The following is a 15898-nucleotide window of genomic DNA, read 5'->3' as shown; positions in this document are numbered from 1 at the left end:
ACATGTCTACTAACCAAAATCAAAATTTAACAGATGGTATGCATATCATTATTGATGCGTTGAAAAAAAATGATATTGATACAATCTATGGCGTTGTTGGCATCCCTGTCACCGATATGGCTAGGCACGCTCAAGCCGTGGGAATACGTTATATTGGATTTCGCCATGAGCAATCGGCAGGTAATGCAGCAGCAATTAGCGGATATATTACCCAAAAACCGGGTATTTGCCTCACCGTTTCTGCGCCAGGTTTCTTAAATGGTATGGTGGCTCTAGCTAATGCAACAACCAATGGCTTCCCAATGATTCAAATCAGTGGCTCTAGTAATAGAGCAATTATAGACCTCCAACAAGGGGACTATGAAGAATTGGATCAAATGAATATAGCTAAGCCATTTGTAAAAGCATCCTATCGAGTGAATAAACCTGAAGATTTAGGAATTGCATTAGCCAGAGCAATACGAACTTCAGTATCAGGCCGACCTGGTGGAGTATATCTTGACCTCACCACCGAAGTTTTAGCGGCTGTAATGGATAAAGATGAAGCAGATAAAACCATTTTCAAAGTTGAAGATCCAGCACCTAAACAACTTCCATCACCATATTCAATAAAGAAAGCTCTTCAATTACTCGCATCAGCCAAGCAGCCTCTGATCATTTTAGGAAAAGGTGCAGCATACGCTCAAGCAGATGAAAAAATTCGTCAATTTGTTGAAGAAACAGGTATTCCTTATTTACCAATGTCGATGGCAAAAGGATTATTACCCGATAACCATCCTCAATCAGCAGCTTCTGCTCGTTCCTATGCGTTATCAAATGCGGATGTTGTAGTATTAATGGGTGCACGCCTTAATTGGTTACTTGACCATGGCAAAGGTAAACATTGGTCGCCTGATACTCAATTTATTCAATTAGATATCGAACCGACAGAAATTGACAGTAATCGACCTATTTCAGCTCCTATTGTCGGTGATATCGATTCAAGCATAGAAGCATTACTGACCGGGTTAAAATCAATCCCCGTAAAATCCCCTAATGAATGGCTTGCCACTATTGATGAACATAAGAAAGTGAATGTTGAAAAAATGGCAACGAAGTTAAATACCGATACTTCACCAATGAATTACTTTAATGCGCTACGTGCAATCAGAGATGTACTCGTAGACCATAAAGATATTTATGTTGTTAATGAAGGTGCCAATACCCTCGATAATGCAAGAAATATCATTGATATGTACCAACCGCGTAAGCGATTAGATTGTGGAACATGGGGCGTCATGGGTGTCGGTATGGGATACGCAGTGGGTGCCAGTGTTACAAGTGGTATTCCCGTTGTTGCAATTGAAGGTGATAGCGCTTTTGGATTCAGTGGTATGGAAATTGAAACAATATGCCGCTATAAATTACCAGTAACTATCCTTATCTTTAACAATGGCGGCATCTATCGTGGTGATGATAAAAATCTCCATGGCGATACAGATCCTTCGCCAACTGTTCTTATGGCTGATGCTCGCTATGATAAAATGATAGAAGCATTTGGCGGAATAGGTTATTACGCAACAACGCCACAAGAAATTCAGCAAGCCTTAAAAAAAGGAATTACCTCTCGCTCCCCGACATTAATAAATGTCATTATTGACCCAGCTGTTGGTACAGAAAGCGGTCATATTGGAAACTTAAATCCTAAGTCTGTTGCTGGAAATTAATTATCCAGCAGGAAAACACATGAGTAACTAGTGCGTTAATTTATTTTTAGCGCATTAGCTCTATTTTAAAATATTAGGTGAACTATTATGATCGATTTCATGTATAAAATATTCATGAGTGATTTATTGCCAATAATAATTATATTAGCATTGGGTTTTTTCAGTGGTCGAAAAAGTGTTTTTACTGAAGATCAAGCGAGAGCATTTAATAAATTAGTTCTAAATTATGCATTGCCCGCGGCATTATTTGTCTCTCTCGTTAGAGCAAATAGAGAAATGATTTTTGCTGATATGAAGCTAACTATTATTTCTTTGGTCGTTCTATTAGTATGTTTCTTTTTTACATTTTTTAGCTGTAAAAAATTATTTAAGCATTCACGTTCTGAAGCCGCTGTTTGTGCATTAATTGCAGGATCTCCAACTATTGGTTTTCTTGGATTTGCAGTATTAGATCCTATTTATGGTGATACTGTTTCAACAGGATTAGTTGTTGCCATTATTTCTATTATTGTAAACGCGATTACTATACCTATTGGGTTATTTTTACTTAATCCATCAAGTACGAGTGGAGGTAAAAGTAGTGGTGGTATGAGTGCGCTTAAATCTGCATTTAAAGAACCTGTTGTTTGGTCACCTATCTTAGCAACCGTCTTAGTATTAATCGGAATTAAAATACCAAATGTATTAGATCCTACATTTGATTTAATTGCAAAAGCCAACTCTGGTGTCGCTGTATTTGCAGCAGGGTTAACGCTGGCTGCAAATAAATTCGAGTTTGATGGTGAGATTGTTTATAACACCATGTTAAAACTAATTTTAATGCCAGGATTAATGCTGGCTGCTGGTCTGTTATTTCACATGGAATCCACTCAACTACAAATGATGGTCTTGGCTGGTGCTCTTCCTCCTGCTTTTTCAGGAACGATTATCGCAAGCCGATTTAATGTTTATACCAGAACAGGAACCGCATCACTTGCAGTCAGTGTTATTGGTTTCATAATTGCAGCACCATTATGGATATATATAGCAAGGCTCGTGAGCTAAATTCGTTCTATATATAACCATGATAAATTATTTTTATCATGGTTATATTCTTCGACAAGGGAAAATATGAGTAATTTAAAACCTCTTGATAGTATTTTCGTACTTGATTTCACAGACGCTCAATCAGGTCCATCCTGTACTCAAGTGCTGGCATGGTTTGGCACTAATATTGGTGCTCTTTATTTCGCCATGCTTAGTAGCAATAAATGCTCTGTTGAACTCAATACTAAAACTCCTGAAGGTAAACAGGTTATAGAACGTCTTATTAAACAAATCGATATTTTAGTCGAAGATTTTCTGGGTTTATTTCTAAAATAGTAATGTCACCTTTATTAAGGGAGCATACACACGAAGTATTAGAAGAACTTAATTACAATGATACTCAAATAATAGAAATAAAAAAAAAGCATGACAATAAATAAAAAGGTAATCAAATGAAAAGTAAAGGTCCGTTCGAAGATTTACTTGTTATAGATCTTACGCATGTATTAAATGGTCCATTTGGAACTCAAATGCTATGTGATCTTGGAGCAAGAGTCATAAAAATTGAAACTCCAGGTCATGGTGATGATACCCGGACATATGGGCCTTATGTTAATGGGCAATCTTTATATTATAGTTTTGTGAATCGAGGAAAAGAAAGCATCGTTCTTAATTTAAAAGATAATGATGATCGCGAGATTTTTATCAATATGATAAAACAAGCAGATATCGTTGCCGAAAACTTTCGTCCAGGAACTATGGATAAACTCGGGTTTTCATATGAAGAGCTATCGACAATAAATCCTCGACTCATTTATGCTTCATCCTCTGGTTTTGGTCATACCGGACCATTAAAAGACTTTCCTGCCTATGACACGATTATTCAAGCGATGAGTGGCATCATGATGGAAACAGGTTTTCATAATGGACCTCCCGTCCGTGTTGGAACATCAATATCTGATTTATGCGCTGGTATATATATGTTCTGTGGTATTGTCAGCGCCTTATATGCAAGAGAAAAAACAGGTAAAGGGGCTCATGTTGATATTGCCATGTTCGACTCAACAATATCATTTCTTGAACATGGATTAATGGCATATGTTGCAACAGGGAAAGCGCCTGAACGGATTGGAAATCGCCATCCCTATATGTCCCCTTTTGATGTTTTTAATACTAAGGATAAGCCTATTACTATTTGCTGTGGAAATGACTCTTTATTCTCTAAGCTATGCCAATCCATTGAGTTACCATCACTAATCAAGGATCCTCGTTTCTTAACAAATATTGATAGGGTTAAAAATCAAGAACAACTCAAAAAGCTTATTGAAAATAAGCTAAAAGAACATAACGCAGATTATTGGATTAACGCTATAGATGTAGCCGGAGTTCCCGCAGCTCCATTATTGAGCGTAGCGGAAGCAATGCAACTACCACAGACACAAGCCAGAAATATGTTAATTGAAGCTGGCGGTATCAAGATGCCCGGTAACCCAATAAAAATAAGTAGCTACCCAGATCCTAAAGAAAGAAAAGGTGCTCCAGAGTTAAATGAGCATGGAGAGATACTTCGTAAAGAGTTTTCTTAATTTTAATTAATAAGTCTTCGTGACGAGTAGAAAAGCACTATTGAGATATTAGAGTTACTACAGTAATAACAAAACCCAAAATGCTTAGACATTAGATGAAAAAAAACGCCATGCTAATTAATAGCATGGCGTCATAATTTGGCGGAACGGACGGGACTCGAACCCGCGACCCCCTGCGTGACAGGCAGGTATTCTAACCAACTGAACTACCGCTCCGAAGTTCCCTACTGGGAACGCCAAGCATATTACGAATACTCGGTATCACAGTCAACACTTTTTCTTGAAAAATCGTACAGTTGAACAATTTTTAGTCTTGCAGGGCATTATCTGACTTTAATTAGTGAAGGACATCTTCCTCATCATCACTTTTTCGCCATAAACAGGGCTTTCCACCTTTTTTATCGACAATATCTAAGCGAGCCTCATGCTCTGCAATTTCTTGATCAGAGGCATAAAGAACTTTTAATCCACTAGCAGGACGTTGTATACGTTGGATTTCATTTGCTTGTTGAATATTCTTTGAGTCAGAGTCCATCGAAAAAGCGAGGGACGTCTGCCCTCCAGTCATCGCTAGATAAACATCAGAGAGGATCTCCGCATCGAGCAATGCCCCGTGCAGTGTTCGCTTAGAGTTATCGATTAAGTAACGATCACACAATGCATCCAAGTTATTGCGTTTGCCCGGGAAGATTTTTCGAGCTAGAACCAAGCTATCGGTAATAGAACAAAACTCCGCAGTGGGCGGAATTCCACGATTCAATTTACGAAATTCGTAATCCATAAAGCCGATATCAAAGGGAGCATTGTGAATAATAAGCTCAGCCCCTCGAATAAATTCAATAAACTCATCGGCAATCTCTGCAAAGACTGGTTTATCTTGTAAAAATTCATCGCTGATACCATGAACACCAAAGGCTTCAGGATCAACTAGGCGGTCAGGTTTAATATAAACATGGAAATTACGCCCTGTTAGTCGACGGTTTATTACCTCGACAGCACCAATTTCAATAATATTGTGACCTTCATAATGAACACCAAGCTTGTTCATACCCGTGGTTTCAGTATCGAGGACAATTTGTCTGGTTATCGCCGTGCTCATAATGTTTTTTTGTGTCAAACTAGAAGTTGATGAATAAGAAAGAGTGTAACAGAAATGACAAAGCAGGTAGAAATTTTCACTGATGGATCTTGTTTAGGTAATCCAGGACCCGGCGGTTATGGCATTGTGTTGCGTTATCAGCAGCATGAAAAAACACTCAGTGACGGTTTTTTCCTCACCACCAATAATCGTATGGAATTGTTGGCTGCGATCATCGCCCTTGAGTCATTAACTCAACCTTGCGATGTGATCCTGACAACGGATAGCCAATATGTACGCCAAGGGATCACTCAGTGGATCCATAATTGGAAACGTCGCCAATGGAAAAAAGCGGATAAATCGCCCGTTGTGAATGTCGACCTATGGAAGCGTCTCGATCAAGCCATCACTCGCCACACGATTGACTGGCGTTGGGTCAAAGGACATGCAGGACATGCAGAAAATGAAAAATGTGATGAATTAGCCCGCGCTGCAGCAAACTCCCCTACTAAAGAAGATACTGGATACCAACCAGCTCAAGAATAATCATTCGACTACTTAGTTAGTTTCGTTTGTTTACTGATTTCCTTCGTCGCCCCTAATGCCGTTGTGATTTTCACTTTTGGTTGTTTGAATTTTAGGGGCGTCGGCGTTAAAGGATAGGTTCTTTTTCTCGCCACAATGACGCTAATCACCCCAACTCCACCACACTTATTTATGCGCTTATCCGGAGATATCCAAGGGATTACTTGGCAATTTTGGTGATACAGAACTTCATAATTCAATAACCCTAACCAGTCAAAAACTCTTAATGATGGGAAAAACCGGCTACAGTACGGCTGCTGCTTTCTGAGTATCGGAACTAGCTTCGCCATCCCCGCTAAACTGAATGGGTTAAATCCCGAAATAATTAACCAACCATCATCAATTAATACTCGGTCCACTTCACGTAAGATCCAGTGTGGGTTGTTGCTATACGCCAGCATATGCGACATAACACAAGCATCTATTGTCTTATCTGCGAACGGAAGTGCTTCAGGGGCGGCGGCCACATCAAAAATATTCGAATCTTCTCCTAGAGAAAATTGATGAGGTATCATGCACTGTTTAGTCTGGATTTCTGTGCTTAAATGCCCTAATTTAAGCAGATGAAAACCAAATATTTTTTGCCACCATGGTGCTAATTGAATATCCAAGGCTTGGCGATAATGTTCGCCAAAAGGAATAGCGGACCAACTGGCGGGCATTTGAATGTTTTTCTCAATACGCGCAGGTTTCATCACATTCCCCTTAGAATTAGAATCGAGGTTATTTATGGAGTTAATTCGAATTTCCGCTTTAAGCGATAACTACATCTGGTTACTAGCTGATAACCAACAATGTATCATCGTTGACCCTGCGGAGTCAGAGCCCGTAATCGCAACATTAAAAACTAACCAATTAAATCCCGCTGCAATCTTGCTCACTCATCATCATAACGACCATACCCAAGGCGTTAAAGATATTATTGCAGCATATCCCAATATTCCTGTTTTTGGGCCTCAAGAAACGCTCGCAAAGGGAGCAACACTGCTAATTGAAGATGGTGATTCTGTCGTGATCGGTAACTTTAATTTTAAAGTACTAGGATTGCCAGGGCATACTCTAGGGCATATTGGTTTTTATCAAGCTCCGTATCTATTTTGTGGTGATACTCTTTTTTCGGCAGGCTGCGGTCGTATCTTTGAAGGTACACCAGAACAAATGTTTCAATCTATTCAAAAAATTGCCGCTTTACCCGACGACACTTTGGTCTGTTGTGCTCATGAATATACGCTTTCTAACTTAAAATTTGCACAGCATATTTGGCCTGAAAATGAAGCTATTAAGAATTATTCCGAAAAAGTCACAGCATTACGTGAAAATCAACAGGCGACCGTACCTAGTACATTGAAAACAGAGAGAAATATTAACATTTTTTTACAGTGTAATAATGTAGAATTACAACAAAAATTGAACATTAAGATGGTAAATCCATCATTAAGAGCCATTTTCACATTGTTACGCCAATTAAAAGATCAATATTGACGTATAATCATTGTCAATGACAGGTAAAATCAGTATTATCTGTTCAACTTTTAAACATTAAAAATGAAAGATAAATAGAGATAATGAAGATAATTGCGACCCTCATCGCCATTGTTTTGCTTGCTGGCTGCCAAAGTGCACCAAAAGTTACCGCAAAGCATCAAAAATCTTCAGCTAATCACTCAATTGACACTGTTGCATCTCATAATCAGGCAGCGAGTAGACAACTCTCAAAAGTCGATCACGACCTTTGGGGTTATATTAGTGGTGAACTGAAGATGGATATCCCTAACAACTCAACCGTTAGGGAAATGGCCAACAGCTATTCAAACAAACAAAATTTTATCTATGATGTTGCTGTAAGAGCTGAACCTTACATGTATTTAATTGTAGATGAAATTAATGAACGTAACTTACCGATGGAATTAGCTCTAATTCCCGTCATTGAAAGTTCATTTAATCCTAAAGCAACCTCCCCTGCTCAAGCAGCAGGTCTGTGGCAAATTGTGCCAGTTACCGCTCGCGGTTACGGGTTAAAACAGACTCAATGGGTTGATGAACGCCGTGATGTGGTTGCTTCAACAAAAGCTGCGTTGGATTTGCTTGAAAACCTTAATATTATGTTTGGCCACGATTGGGAGCTAACGTTAGCGGCCTATAATTGTGGTGAAGGCTGCGTACAAAACGCAATTAAAAAGAATGAAGCGGCTGGATTACCAACTGATTTTTGGTCTCTGCAACTACCGAAAGAAACTAAGCAATACGTTCCAAAAATTCTAGGGTTAAGCCAAGTATTAAGAGAGCCTGAGCGTTATCAGGTTAGATTACCGAAAAGTAATAAGAATCGCGGTTTGACTCAAATTGACGTTGGTCAACAGATTAGTTTAACCCAAGCTGCCGAATTAGTCGGGCTGACTGAAGAGTCAATTAAAACATATAACTCGGGGTATACCCGCGGGGTGACTGCCCCTAATGGTCCACATTATATTCTGTTACCGACAGCAAAAGCTGAGAAGCTAAAACTATCACTTACGGATCAAGATGTTTTGAATGATATTCGAACTGCCCTGTCTCAACATCGTTATGCACAAGAGACCAAGCGTAGTACTCATATCGCTAAAAACAATACCAAACAAAGTAAAACCTTCTCTTATAAAGTACGTAAAGGTGAATCGGTAGCAAGTATAGCGAGAAAATTCAATACGACCGCAAAAAATATTCAGCAGCTTAATGGTCTAAAAACCGCCAAAGCTATCGTTCCAGGGCAAACGCTAAAAATATCTGGAGCAGCACCTGTTGCGAATAGTCGTAAGAATGGTACCTATAAAGTCAGAAAAGGCGATACTTATTATGGTATTGCGAAACGTCACGGCATTAAGCTAAATGACCTGATGAACTGGAACTCAGGCGTTAAAATGGCAGACTTAAAGCCGGGTGTGACTTTAAACTTATATCTTTAAATTAATTTAATAAAAAACTCCGTATCAGTTCAAAACTGCGGAGTTTTTTATATTAAATAAAACTCAATGACTAGAAATAAACTATTTAATTAGTTTTAATCAAGTTATCAATCAATGTTACATTTTTAGTTGTAATATTTCATATTAAGCATACTAAAATGTATAAAGAGTTCAGTGTTATTTACATTTTTCATTCAATCAATACCAAGAAAATAAATAGCAATATCAGTTCTACTTGTTACGATTATCTGTAAAAAAGTAGTTATTGGGTGGTGACTTATGTCATAAAAGTGCTATTATTATCAACGTGGCGAAAATTGTTTTGAGCAGCCAGTTTATATTCGAATATTACTTATATAGCATTGATAATCTAAAAAATTCTCTCACGTAGTGATAATCTTATATTTTTCAGTACATTAACTTCTGTCTATTTATACTGAACACTGATGCTTATATTTAGTTAACATGACATTATTTTTGATATAAAACACACAAAGTAAAAGTCAGATTCGCCCGTGGAGGTGATTATGGATGAATATTCACCCAAAAAACATGATATAGCAGAATTAAAGTATCTATGTAACAGCTTGAATCGTGATGCGATATCAAGTTTACAAAAAACAACAACTCATTGGATAAATGATCTCAGCTCACCCCTAAGTGTGAGTCTTAACGAGCTTGTCGAACACATCACTTCCTTTGTTTGGCGATTTAAGATCAAATACCCAAAAGAAAATCTCGTTATATCATTAGTCGAAGAGTATCTTGACGAAACATATGATTTATTTGGCAGTCCAGTTATTACCTTTAGCGAAATCACTGACTGGGAAAGTATGAATCAAAATCTTGTCGCCGTGCTAGATGATGATCTAAAATGTCTGACAAGTAAAACATAGGTATATCATTTACCTTCTCCTAACTATGACATACTAAGTTTTAGATTATTTTTCATAAAAGAAAGGGCGTTATGACCAAATCTGATTATCTGATGCGTTTGAGAAAATGCACAACTCTTGAAACACTTGAGCGCGTCATTGAAAAAAATAAATATGAGTTATCAGATGATGAGTTAGAGTTATTTTACTCTGCTGCAGACCACCGTCTTGCAGAGCTCACCATGAATAAACTTTACGATAAGATCCCTCCATCTGTTTGGAAGTTTGTTAGATAAATTCTATTTACGCGTACAGATAGTAAATGGTTATAGCCGGTAACTTTTTATCGGCTCAATGGTATTTCATTTTCTTAATTTTCAGCATTCAATAAATGCAATTCTATTTTTCTATTATAGAAATAATCTCTGACTGATATATTTTAGTTTTTAAAACTTCAATAGCTCTCTGTTATTACCTAATATTCCTAAAAATATTCTATAAATATCATGAAATCTATCAAATAGGGTTAGTGAGTGTACTGGAAAGTATTCTTGGAATAGAGAGAAAATCAATTCAAAAGAAAAAAGGGAAAGGTATAATTTGGGTGGGAGCCCTGCCAGCGACATCCCGGCACACACGACCCCTGCTATGGCTGCTTCCTTCCGGACCTGACCTAGTTAACAAGTTAGCGTTGCGGGAGAACCAACAGAGCCCCCATTGAATGCTTCTTTCAAAGCAGGGGCATTATGCTTGATAGCCATTAAAATAGCAAGAAAGTGGAAATCAAGTGCTGATTTATTACTCAAAAAATCGAGAGTTTTCATTTCAAAATCAATTAACCTAAAAATAAGGTTAATTCGCCGGTACTAATAAAATATCTATATTTTCGGTTATACCATTATTGATAACTTCAATTGAAGAATCACTGATATACAATAACTTTCCTTCTCCATACACAGTCGCACTCACCATCACCCGAGCCTGTTTTCTAATTTCATTTTTATGATAAGTCAACTCGAATGGTAAGGATGTTTTATTATTCAATTGGTTATAGTGTTTTTGTGACAATATTAAAGCGGGTAAATCAGTGAACGATGTATCTGCCAATGTGACCGTAATATCCACATCCTCAGGGAGCACGGCCCCTTTAATAATCATTAGATTACCACTGACCTTACCGATATCGACTTGTTGATTGTCATGGTTATCTTTTCCTTGTAACCTTTTTTCTGCAGGTTTAGCGTTATTTCCTTCGCAGCCCACTAAAAAAACAATTACCAACAAACTAATAACACTGCGCTGCAACCCCATAAAAAAATCCCTATAACTAATTGTTTTTACTGTATATTTTTACGTCGCCATTATAATCTATACATCTTCATTTATCTAACCTTAGAAAATTATATCTAATACATATTAAATAATGAAATTATATTTCAAAATGTAACAGAAAAAGAATACCTATTTAGTCATACACAAACTGCCTACCTATTTTTTGTAATTAATGGGAAAATAGTGCTATCTGATATTTTTTAACCATCATCAAGGTAACTATGAGCCCAGAATTACAAAATTTAGTGAGCCTAATAAAACTCGAAAAAATTGAAGAAGGCATTTTTCGAGGGCAAAGTGAAGACCTTGGTTTACCTCAAGTTTTTGGTGGACAAGTCGTCGGACAAGCGATATATGCCGCTAAACAAACAACCCCAGAAGATCGTATTATCACGTCATTTCATAGCTATTTCTTACGTCCAGGCGATAGCCAACGCCCAATTGTATACGATGTGGAAATTTTAAGAGATGGAGGTAGTTTTAGTACCCGCAGAGTCAGTGCAATCCAAAATGGTAAACCCATTTTTTTTATGACTGCGTCTTTTCAGGTACAGGAAGATGGATTCAATCACCAGAACCTAATGCCTGAAGTCCCCGCACCAGAGCAATTAATCTCACAAGATGAAATTATTCAGCGATTAGCTGATAAACTGCCAGAATCTGTAAAAAAGTATGCTCTACGCCCAAATCCTTTTGAATTCCGCCCTATTCAATTTTACAGCCCATTTGATAGTGCTCCTCAAGAACCGTTCCGCTATATTTGGTTTAAATCAAAAGGTAAGTTACCCAATAACCCAGCCTTACATGATTACTTATTAGGTTACGCATCTGACTATAACTTCTTGCCTGCTGCTTTACAGCCTCACGGTCGTGGCTTTATGGAACGAGACTTACAAGTTGCCACTATTGATCATTCAATGTGGTTCCATCGACCTTATCGAATAGATGAATGGCTACTATATGCAATCGAAAGCCCATCAGCTTCAGGAGGCAGAGGATTTGTAAAAGGTCAAATCTATAATCAGCAAGGAGAACTTGTTGCAACGACAGTCCAAGAAGGGGTTATTCGGAAGAGAAAGTTTCGCTGAGGGCTAAAAAATAAGTAGTCACTTACTCAAAATTGAAAGTTCAAGAGCCACCAAAAATATTGGTGGCTCTTTTGATTAGGTAAAATTGATATTTAGTTCGGTACGACTAAACTAGCGCGGTCTCCACTGCAACCTCATCGCGAGAGTTCAGCGAATCACCCACCTGTTGTAACTGGTACATTTGATAATAACGACCTTTTTGCTGTAGAAGCTGAGAATGATTCCCTTGCTCTACAATCGTTCCACGATGCAAAACAACCACTTGGTCCGCATCAACAATCGTTGATAGTCTGTGAGCAATTACTACTAATGTAGTTTTTTGGCGAATAACCCGTAATGCCTTTTGGATTGCCTGCTCAGTTCCTGAATCAATATTCGCAGTTGCTTCATCCAATATTAAAATTTTAGGGGTAATGACTAATACCCTAGCCATTGCGAGCAACTGGCGTTGACCTACAGATAATGTATTTCCTTGCTCGCCAAGCAGTGTATCCAATCCTTCTGGCATATTACGAACATGCTGAGCCAACTGGACAGTTTCAAGAACCTCCCAAACTTTATCCTGAGAGACATCTCTCCCTAATGCAACGTTATCAAAGAATGACGCCGCGAGCACCACAGGATCCTGTTGAACCATCGCAATTCCACGACGTAACACTTGGTGTGATAACGTATTTAAATCTCGGCCATCCAATAAAATTTCACCTTTTTGCCAAGGGTAGTAGCCCATAATCAGATTAGCGATAGTACTTTTGCCACTTCCTGTATGCCCTACCAATGCCATAAAATTATTTTCTGGAACAGACAAATTAATGTCATCTAAAACTTTTTTGTCATCGCGATAAGAAAATGCAAGGTGCTTTATTTCAATTGTTCCGTGCTGTAACGGCTGTATATTATCGCCATACCCTTGCTGAGGACTATCCATAAGCTCAAATACGCGCTCCCCAGACACAACGGCCTGTTGCAACATAGATTGCTGAGATGTGAGTTCAATTAATGGTTCATTCAAGCGCCCAAGATAATTAATAAAAGCATAGAGCACCCCAACCCCGATCGTACTCGCACCATCAAGCCCAAATAACAGCAGTAACCCACACAAAACTGCGGCAGAAATTAAGCTGAGTAATGGGCGCAATAATAACCCATCAAGCCTTAATGCTTTTATTCTAGCCAGATAGTGTTCTTGGTTGATTTCTTGAATTTTTTTGCCGAATCGTGCTTGTTGCAAGAATTGCTGTACAACCGTCATTCCACTAATAGCTTCATTAAAACTATTATTAATATCTGCAAGATACGCACGAACCCGACGAACTATTGGCGTACTAAGGCGCTGATAAATCAACATGATAATAAAGACTGCGGGGAAAATGAGTACCGCTATCGAAGCCATCCGCCACTCTAAGGAAAACATTGCCACCAGCATAGCGCATATTAGTGCAATGCTGCGAAATACGGTTGGTACGACCGTCACAAATAAGTCTTTGATCACTTCAGTATCATTGGTGACCCGCGAAATAATTTGCCCTACCGGTTGTTTATCAAACGTACTCAATGGCTGGCGTAATGCTGCATTCATCACATCCGTTCTTAAACTTTGTACAACCCCAACAGAAGCTTTATTGAACAAAATATTTTGATAATAATGAAGCAGTGCCGCTGTAATTTGCAGTAAAACAAACCCAACAGCCATATACAGCGTCAGTGGCATGATAATCTGTTTTTTAGCGACCATATTGTCAATAAAGTAGCTAATCAATAAAGGACCACTGACTTCCGCAATCGCCGCTAACCATAGCATCCCGACCGCAATCCCCATGGTTCCGCGATACGCTTTTCCATAAGACAACAACCGTTTTAATGCTGGCCAAAGTGATTTTTTTTGGCTCATAGATCACCATCCAAAGCCGCTTCAATCTGCTGATAGTGATACATATCTTTATACCAGCCCACCTGTTGGCTGAGTTCTTCATGAGTGCCTTGCATTGCTATTTCGCCATGGCACAACACCAAAATATTATCAGCTTCTACTAATGCTGATAATCGATGTGCACTGATGATTAACGTTCTTCCTTGCCGCCAATGGCTTAAGTTTTGCAAGATTGTAAACTCGGTTTGCCCGTCAACCGCTGAGAGCGCATCATCTAAAATCAATATTTCCGCATTTTGTAAAATAGCCCTTGCAATGGAAATACGTTGTTTTTGCCCGCCAGAAAGCATCACACCTCGTTCACCAACTTCAGTTTGATAACCTTCAGGAAGCCTTAAAATATCCTCATGCACACAGGCAATACGTGCGGCCTCTTCAATCAGGGCTTGAGTCGCTTCAGGGTGACCAAGAGCAATATTTCCAGCTACCGTATCAGAAAACAGAAATGGAGATTGATTAACTATCGATAACCTAGCTCGCCATTCATTCAAATGAATGTCTGTTAATGGGCGATTTTGGTAGCAAATATTCCCTTCATCAATATCGAAATGGCGCTGTAACAAGGTTATTAAAGTAGATTTACCCGAGCCTGTAGGTCCGCATAACCCTAAAAAACCTCCCGGTTTTAAAGTAAAACGAATATTTTTTAAGGCGTGACGTTGAGTTTCTGGGTATTGAAATACACCAATATTAACTTCTAATATGCCTTTATCTGGCTGTAAAGAGTGAGCACCATCTTTGATAACTAAAGGCTCATCCAATAAACTCAATATACGGCTATAGGCAGCACTGCCTCGTTCAACAATATTAAACATCCACGCCAATGCCAACATAGGCCAAATCATTAATCCTAAATACATCACAAAACTGGTTAACTCGCCGAGGGTTAATGTGTCATTCAACACCATCCAGCTTCCCCCTGCGATTGCCAATAAGTTTGCCATACCAATTGCCACAAATATGGTTGGGTCAAAACGTGCATCGACTTTCGCAACATGCATATTGCGGCGTCCAGCTTCTGTCGCCACCTGCTCAAATTGATTTGATTGATGCTCCTCGAGACCAAATGCCTTGATCATACGAATGCTGGTTAAACTCTCTTGGGCATGATTATTTAATGAAGAAAAAGCACCTTGAGCATGCTTAAAGCGTTGATGAAGTAGATCCCCATAACGCTTAATGACTAAAGCCATTATCGGCATAGGAATCAAGGCAAGTAATGTCAGTTGCCAACTAATTTCTACACTCATCATGACCAATACCGCACAGCCCATGACTAAGGAGTCAACAAAGGTTAATACCCCTTCCCCAGCGGCAAAAACAACCCGATCTACGTCATTTGTTGAGCGGGCGATCAAGTCCCCTGTACGATATTTTAAATAGAAAGATTGGTTTTGCTGACTAAGTCGTTGATAAATTTTCTGTCTTAATTGAACGGCGAGCTTATATGAGGCGCCAAATAGCCATAAACGCCAAACATAGCGTAATCCGTATACCGCCAGTGCAATGACCAACATGGCTAAGACATAATTGACCAACTGCGGGTTAGTCATAGACCCTTTACTGATGCCGTCTACAACTTCACCGACTAGGCGCGGAGGAATGACTTGTAAAATAGCGATGATAATTAAAAAACAAATAGCGCCGCAGTAGCGTCGCCATTCACTAAAAAAGTACCAACCTAATTGTGAAAATAATCGCACGTATTACTGCCTTGAATGATGTTAATAACGACCGAATTTCTATTTAT

The 15898-nt window shown here is 38.7% G+C and carries 14 protein-coding genes, 1 tRNA gene, 1 other RNA gene and 1 pseudogene; 10 read left to right on the top strand and 7 right to left on the bottom strand.

The window, feature by feature from the left end:
• Positions 1 to 2: 2 nt before the first annotated feature.
• The 4 genes and pseudogenes from oxc to yfdE all read left to right on the top strand — a co-directional run bounded on the left by oxc (position 3) and on the right by yfdE (position 4318).
• Positions 3 to 1706, top strand: coding sequence for an oxalyl-CoA decarboxylase (oxc, locus tag EL244_RS03885; RefSeq protein WP_126458892.1), 1704 nt, complete (start codon positions 3 to 5; stop codon positions 1704 to 1706).
• A gap of 99 nt (positions 1707 to 1805) precedes the next feature.
• A complete protein-coding gene (gene yfdV / locus EL244_RS03880) occupies positions 1806 to 2750 on the top strand; it encodes a transporter YfdV (RefSeq protein WP_126462718.1) in 945 nt (314 codons plus the stop codon).
• Positions 2751 to 2816: 66 nt separating this feature from the next.
• Positions 2817 to 3047, top strand: a pseudogene (locus tag EL244_RS03875) (CoA transferase); the annotation flags it as partial.
• Between the two features lie 137 nt (positions 3048 to 3184).
• Positions 3185 to 4318, top strand: a complete 1134-nt coding sequence (gene yfdE / locus EL244_RS03870; RefSeq protein ID WP_126458886.1) for a CoA:oxalate CoA-transferase — start codon at positions 3185 to 3187, stop codon at positions 4316 to 4318.
• Between the two features lie 139 nt (positions 4319 to 4457).
• Here yfdE and EL244_RS03865 read toward each other — a convergent pair.
• Together EL244_RS03865 and dnaQ are read right to left on the bottom strand one after the other, a co-directional pair.
• Positions 4458 to 4534 (bottom strand) — tRNA-Asp (locus EL244_RS03865).
• Between the two features lie 121 nt (positions 4535 to 4655).
• Complete coding sequence (dnaQ, locus tag EL244_RS03860; protein ID WP_006815734.1) at positions 4656 to 5417, bottom strand: DNA polymerase III subunit epsilon; 762 nt, start codon at positions 5415 to 5417, stop codon at positions 4656 to 4658.
• Positions 5418 to 5471: 54 nt separating this feature from the next.
• Here dnaQ and rnhA point away from each other — a divergent pair, with 54 nt between their 5' ends.
• A complete protein-coding gene (rnhA, locus tag EL244_RS03855; protein WP_006815735.1) occupies positions 5472 to 5942 on the top strand; it encodes a ribonuclease HI in 471 nt (156 codons plus the stop codon).
• An 8-nt stretch (positions 5943 to 5950) separates the two neighbouring features.
• Here the strand turns inward: rnhA and EL244_RS03850 are convergent, their stop codons facing one another.
• Positions 5951 to 6676 carry a class I SAM-dependent methyltransferase gene (locus tag EL244_RS03850; protein ID WP_126458883.1) on the bottom strand — a complete coding sequence of 242 codons (726 nt, stop codon included), beginning with the start codon at positions 6674 to 6676 and terminating at the stop codon, positions 5951 to 5953.
• A 34-nt stretch (positions 6677 to 6710) separates the two neighbouring features.
• Between EL244_RS03850 and gloB the strand changes: the two genes are divergently transcribed.
• From gloB to EL244_RS03830, 4 genes are all read left to right on the top strand, one after another.
• Positions 6711 to 7463: a hydroxyacylglutathione hydrolase gene (gene gloB, locus EL244_RS03845; protein WP_126458880.1), complete on the top strand. Its 753-nt coding sequence runs from the start codon at positions 6711 to 6713 to the stop codon at positions 7461 to 7463.
• Positions 7464 to 7546: 83 nt separating this feature from the next.
• Positions 7547 to 8923 (top strand): murein transglycosylase D, encoded by a 1377-nt coding sequence (mltD, locus tag EL244_RS03840; protein WP_126458877.1) that lies wholly within the window; start codon positions 7547 to 7549, stop codon positions 8921 to 8923.
• A gap of 527 nt (positions 8924 to 9450) precedes the next feature.
• The gene (gene tomB, locus EL244_RS03835; RefSeq protein WP_006815739.1) at positions 9451 to 9819 is read left to right on the top strand and encodes an Hha toxicity modulator TomB; all 369 of its coding nucleotides are present in this window, start codon (positions 9451 to 9453) and stop codon (positions 9817 to 9819) included.
• 71 nt (positions 9820 to 9890) lie between these two features.
• Complete coding sequence (locus tag EL244_RS03830) at positions 9891 to 10094, top strand: HHA domain-containing protein (protein ID WP_006815740.1); 204 nt, start codon at positions 9891 to 9893, stop codon at positions 10092 to 10094.
• A 315-nt stretch (positions 10095 to 10409) separates the two neighbouring features.
• Here the strand turns inward: EL244_RS03830 and ffs are convergent.
• Both ffs and EL244_RS03820 read right to left on the bottom strand, forming a co-directional pair.
• An RNA gene (gene ffs, locus EL244_RS03825) (signal recognition particle sRNA small type) lies at positions 10410 to 10506 on the bottom strand.
• 144 nt (positions 10507 to 10650) lie between these two features.
• Positions 10651 to 11109, bottom strand: a complete 459-nt coding sequence (locus tag EL244_RS03820; RefSeq protein WP_126458874.1) for a YbaY family lipoprotein — start codon at positions 11107 to 11109, stop codon at positions 10651 to 10653.
• A 242-nt stretch (positions 11110 to 11351) separates the two neighbouring features.
• Between EL244_RS03820 and tesB the strand changes: the two genes are divergently transcribed.
• Positions 11352 to 12218: an acyl-CoA thioesterase II gene (gene tesB, locus EL244_RS03815; RefSeq protein ID WP_006815742.1), complete on the top strand. Its 867-nt coding sequence runs from the start codon at positions 11352 to 11354 to the stop codon at positions 12216 to 12218.
• A gap of 106 nt (positions 12219 to 12324) precedes the next feature.
• Here the strand turns inward: tesB and EL244_RS03810 are convergent, their stop codons facing one another.
• The gene (locus EL244_RS03810) at positions 12325 to 14109 is read right to left on the bottom strand and encodes a SmdB family multidrug efflux ABC transporter permease/ATP-binding protein (RefSeq protein WP_126458871.1); all 1785 of its coding nucleotides are present in this window, start codon (positions 14107 to 14109) and stop codon (positions 12325 to 12327) included.
• On the bottom strand, positions 14106 to 15851 hold the full coding sequence (locus tag EL244_RS03805) for a SmdA family multidrug ABC transporter permease/ATP-binding protein (protein ID WP_126458868.1): 1746 nt from the start codon (positions 15849 to 15851) through the stop codon (positions 14106 to 14108). Before EL244_RS03805 ends, EL244_RS03810 begins: the two co-directional genes overlap by 4 nt.
• Between the last annotated feature and the right edge of the window lie 47 nt (positions 15852 to 15898).

The sequence above is a fragment of the Providencia rustigianii genome, from assembly GCF_900637755.1.
GTDB classification, from domain to species: domain Bacteria; phylum Pseudomonadota; class Gammaproteobacteria; order Enterobacterales; family Enterobacteriaceae; genus Providencia; species Providencia rustigianii.
Note: the sequence above shows the minus strand (reverse complement) of the source record. Positions and strands in the feature narration are given on the sequence as shown.

Bases quoted from the DNA above. Each gene is read 5' to 3' on its own strand.
- oxc (WP_126458892.1), top strand. From the start codon at position 3: ATGTCTACTAACCAAAATCAAAATTTAACAGATGGTATGCATATCATT.
- yfdV (WP_126462718.1), top strand. From the start codon at position 1,806: ATGTATAAAATATTCATGAGTGATTTATTGCCAATAATAATTATATTA.
- yfdE (WP_126458886.1), top strand. From the start codon at position 3,185: ATGAAAAGTAAAGGTCCGTTCGAAGATTTACTTGTTATAGATCTTACG.
- dnaQ (WP_006815734.1), bottom strand. From the start codon at position 5,417: ATGAGCACGGCGATAACCAGACAAATTGTCCTCGATACTGAAACCACG.
- rnhA (WP_006815735.1), top strand. From the start codon at position 5,472: ATGACAAAGCAGGTAGAAATTTTCACTGATGGATCTTGTTTAGGTAAT.
- EL244_RS03850 (WP_126458883.1), bottom strand. From the start codon at position 6,676: ATGAAACCTGCGCGTATTGAGAAAAACATTCAAATGCCCGCCAGTTGG.
- gloB (WP_126458880.1), top strand. From the start codon at position 6,711: ATGGAGTTAATTCGAATTTCCGCTTTAAGCGATAACTACATCTGGTTA.
- mltD (WP_126458877.1), top strand. From the start codon at position 7,547: ATGAAGATAATTGCGACCCTCATCGCCATTGTTTTGCTTGCTGGCTGC.
- tomB (WP_006815739.1), top strand. From the start codon at position 9,451: ATGGATGAATATTCACCCAAAAAACATGATATAGCAGAATTAAAGTAT.
- EL244_RS03830 (WP_006815740.1), top strand. From the start codon at position 9,891: ATGACCAAATCTGATTATCTGATGCGTTTGAGAAAATGCACAACTCTT.
- EL244_RS03820 (WP_126458874.1), bottom strand. From the start codon at position 11,109: ATGGGGTTGCAGCGCAGTGTTATTAGTTTGTTGGTAATTGTTTTTTTA.
- tesB (WP_006815742.1), top strand. From the start codon at position 11,352: ATGAGCCCAGAATTACAAAATTTAGTGAGCCTAATAAAACTCGAAAAA.
- EL244_RS03810 (WP_126458871.1), bottom strand. From the start codon at position 14,109: ATGAGCCAAAAAAAATCACTTTGGCCAGCATTAAAACGGTTGTTGTCT.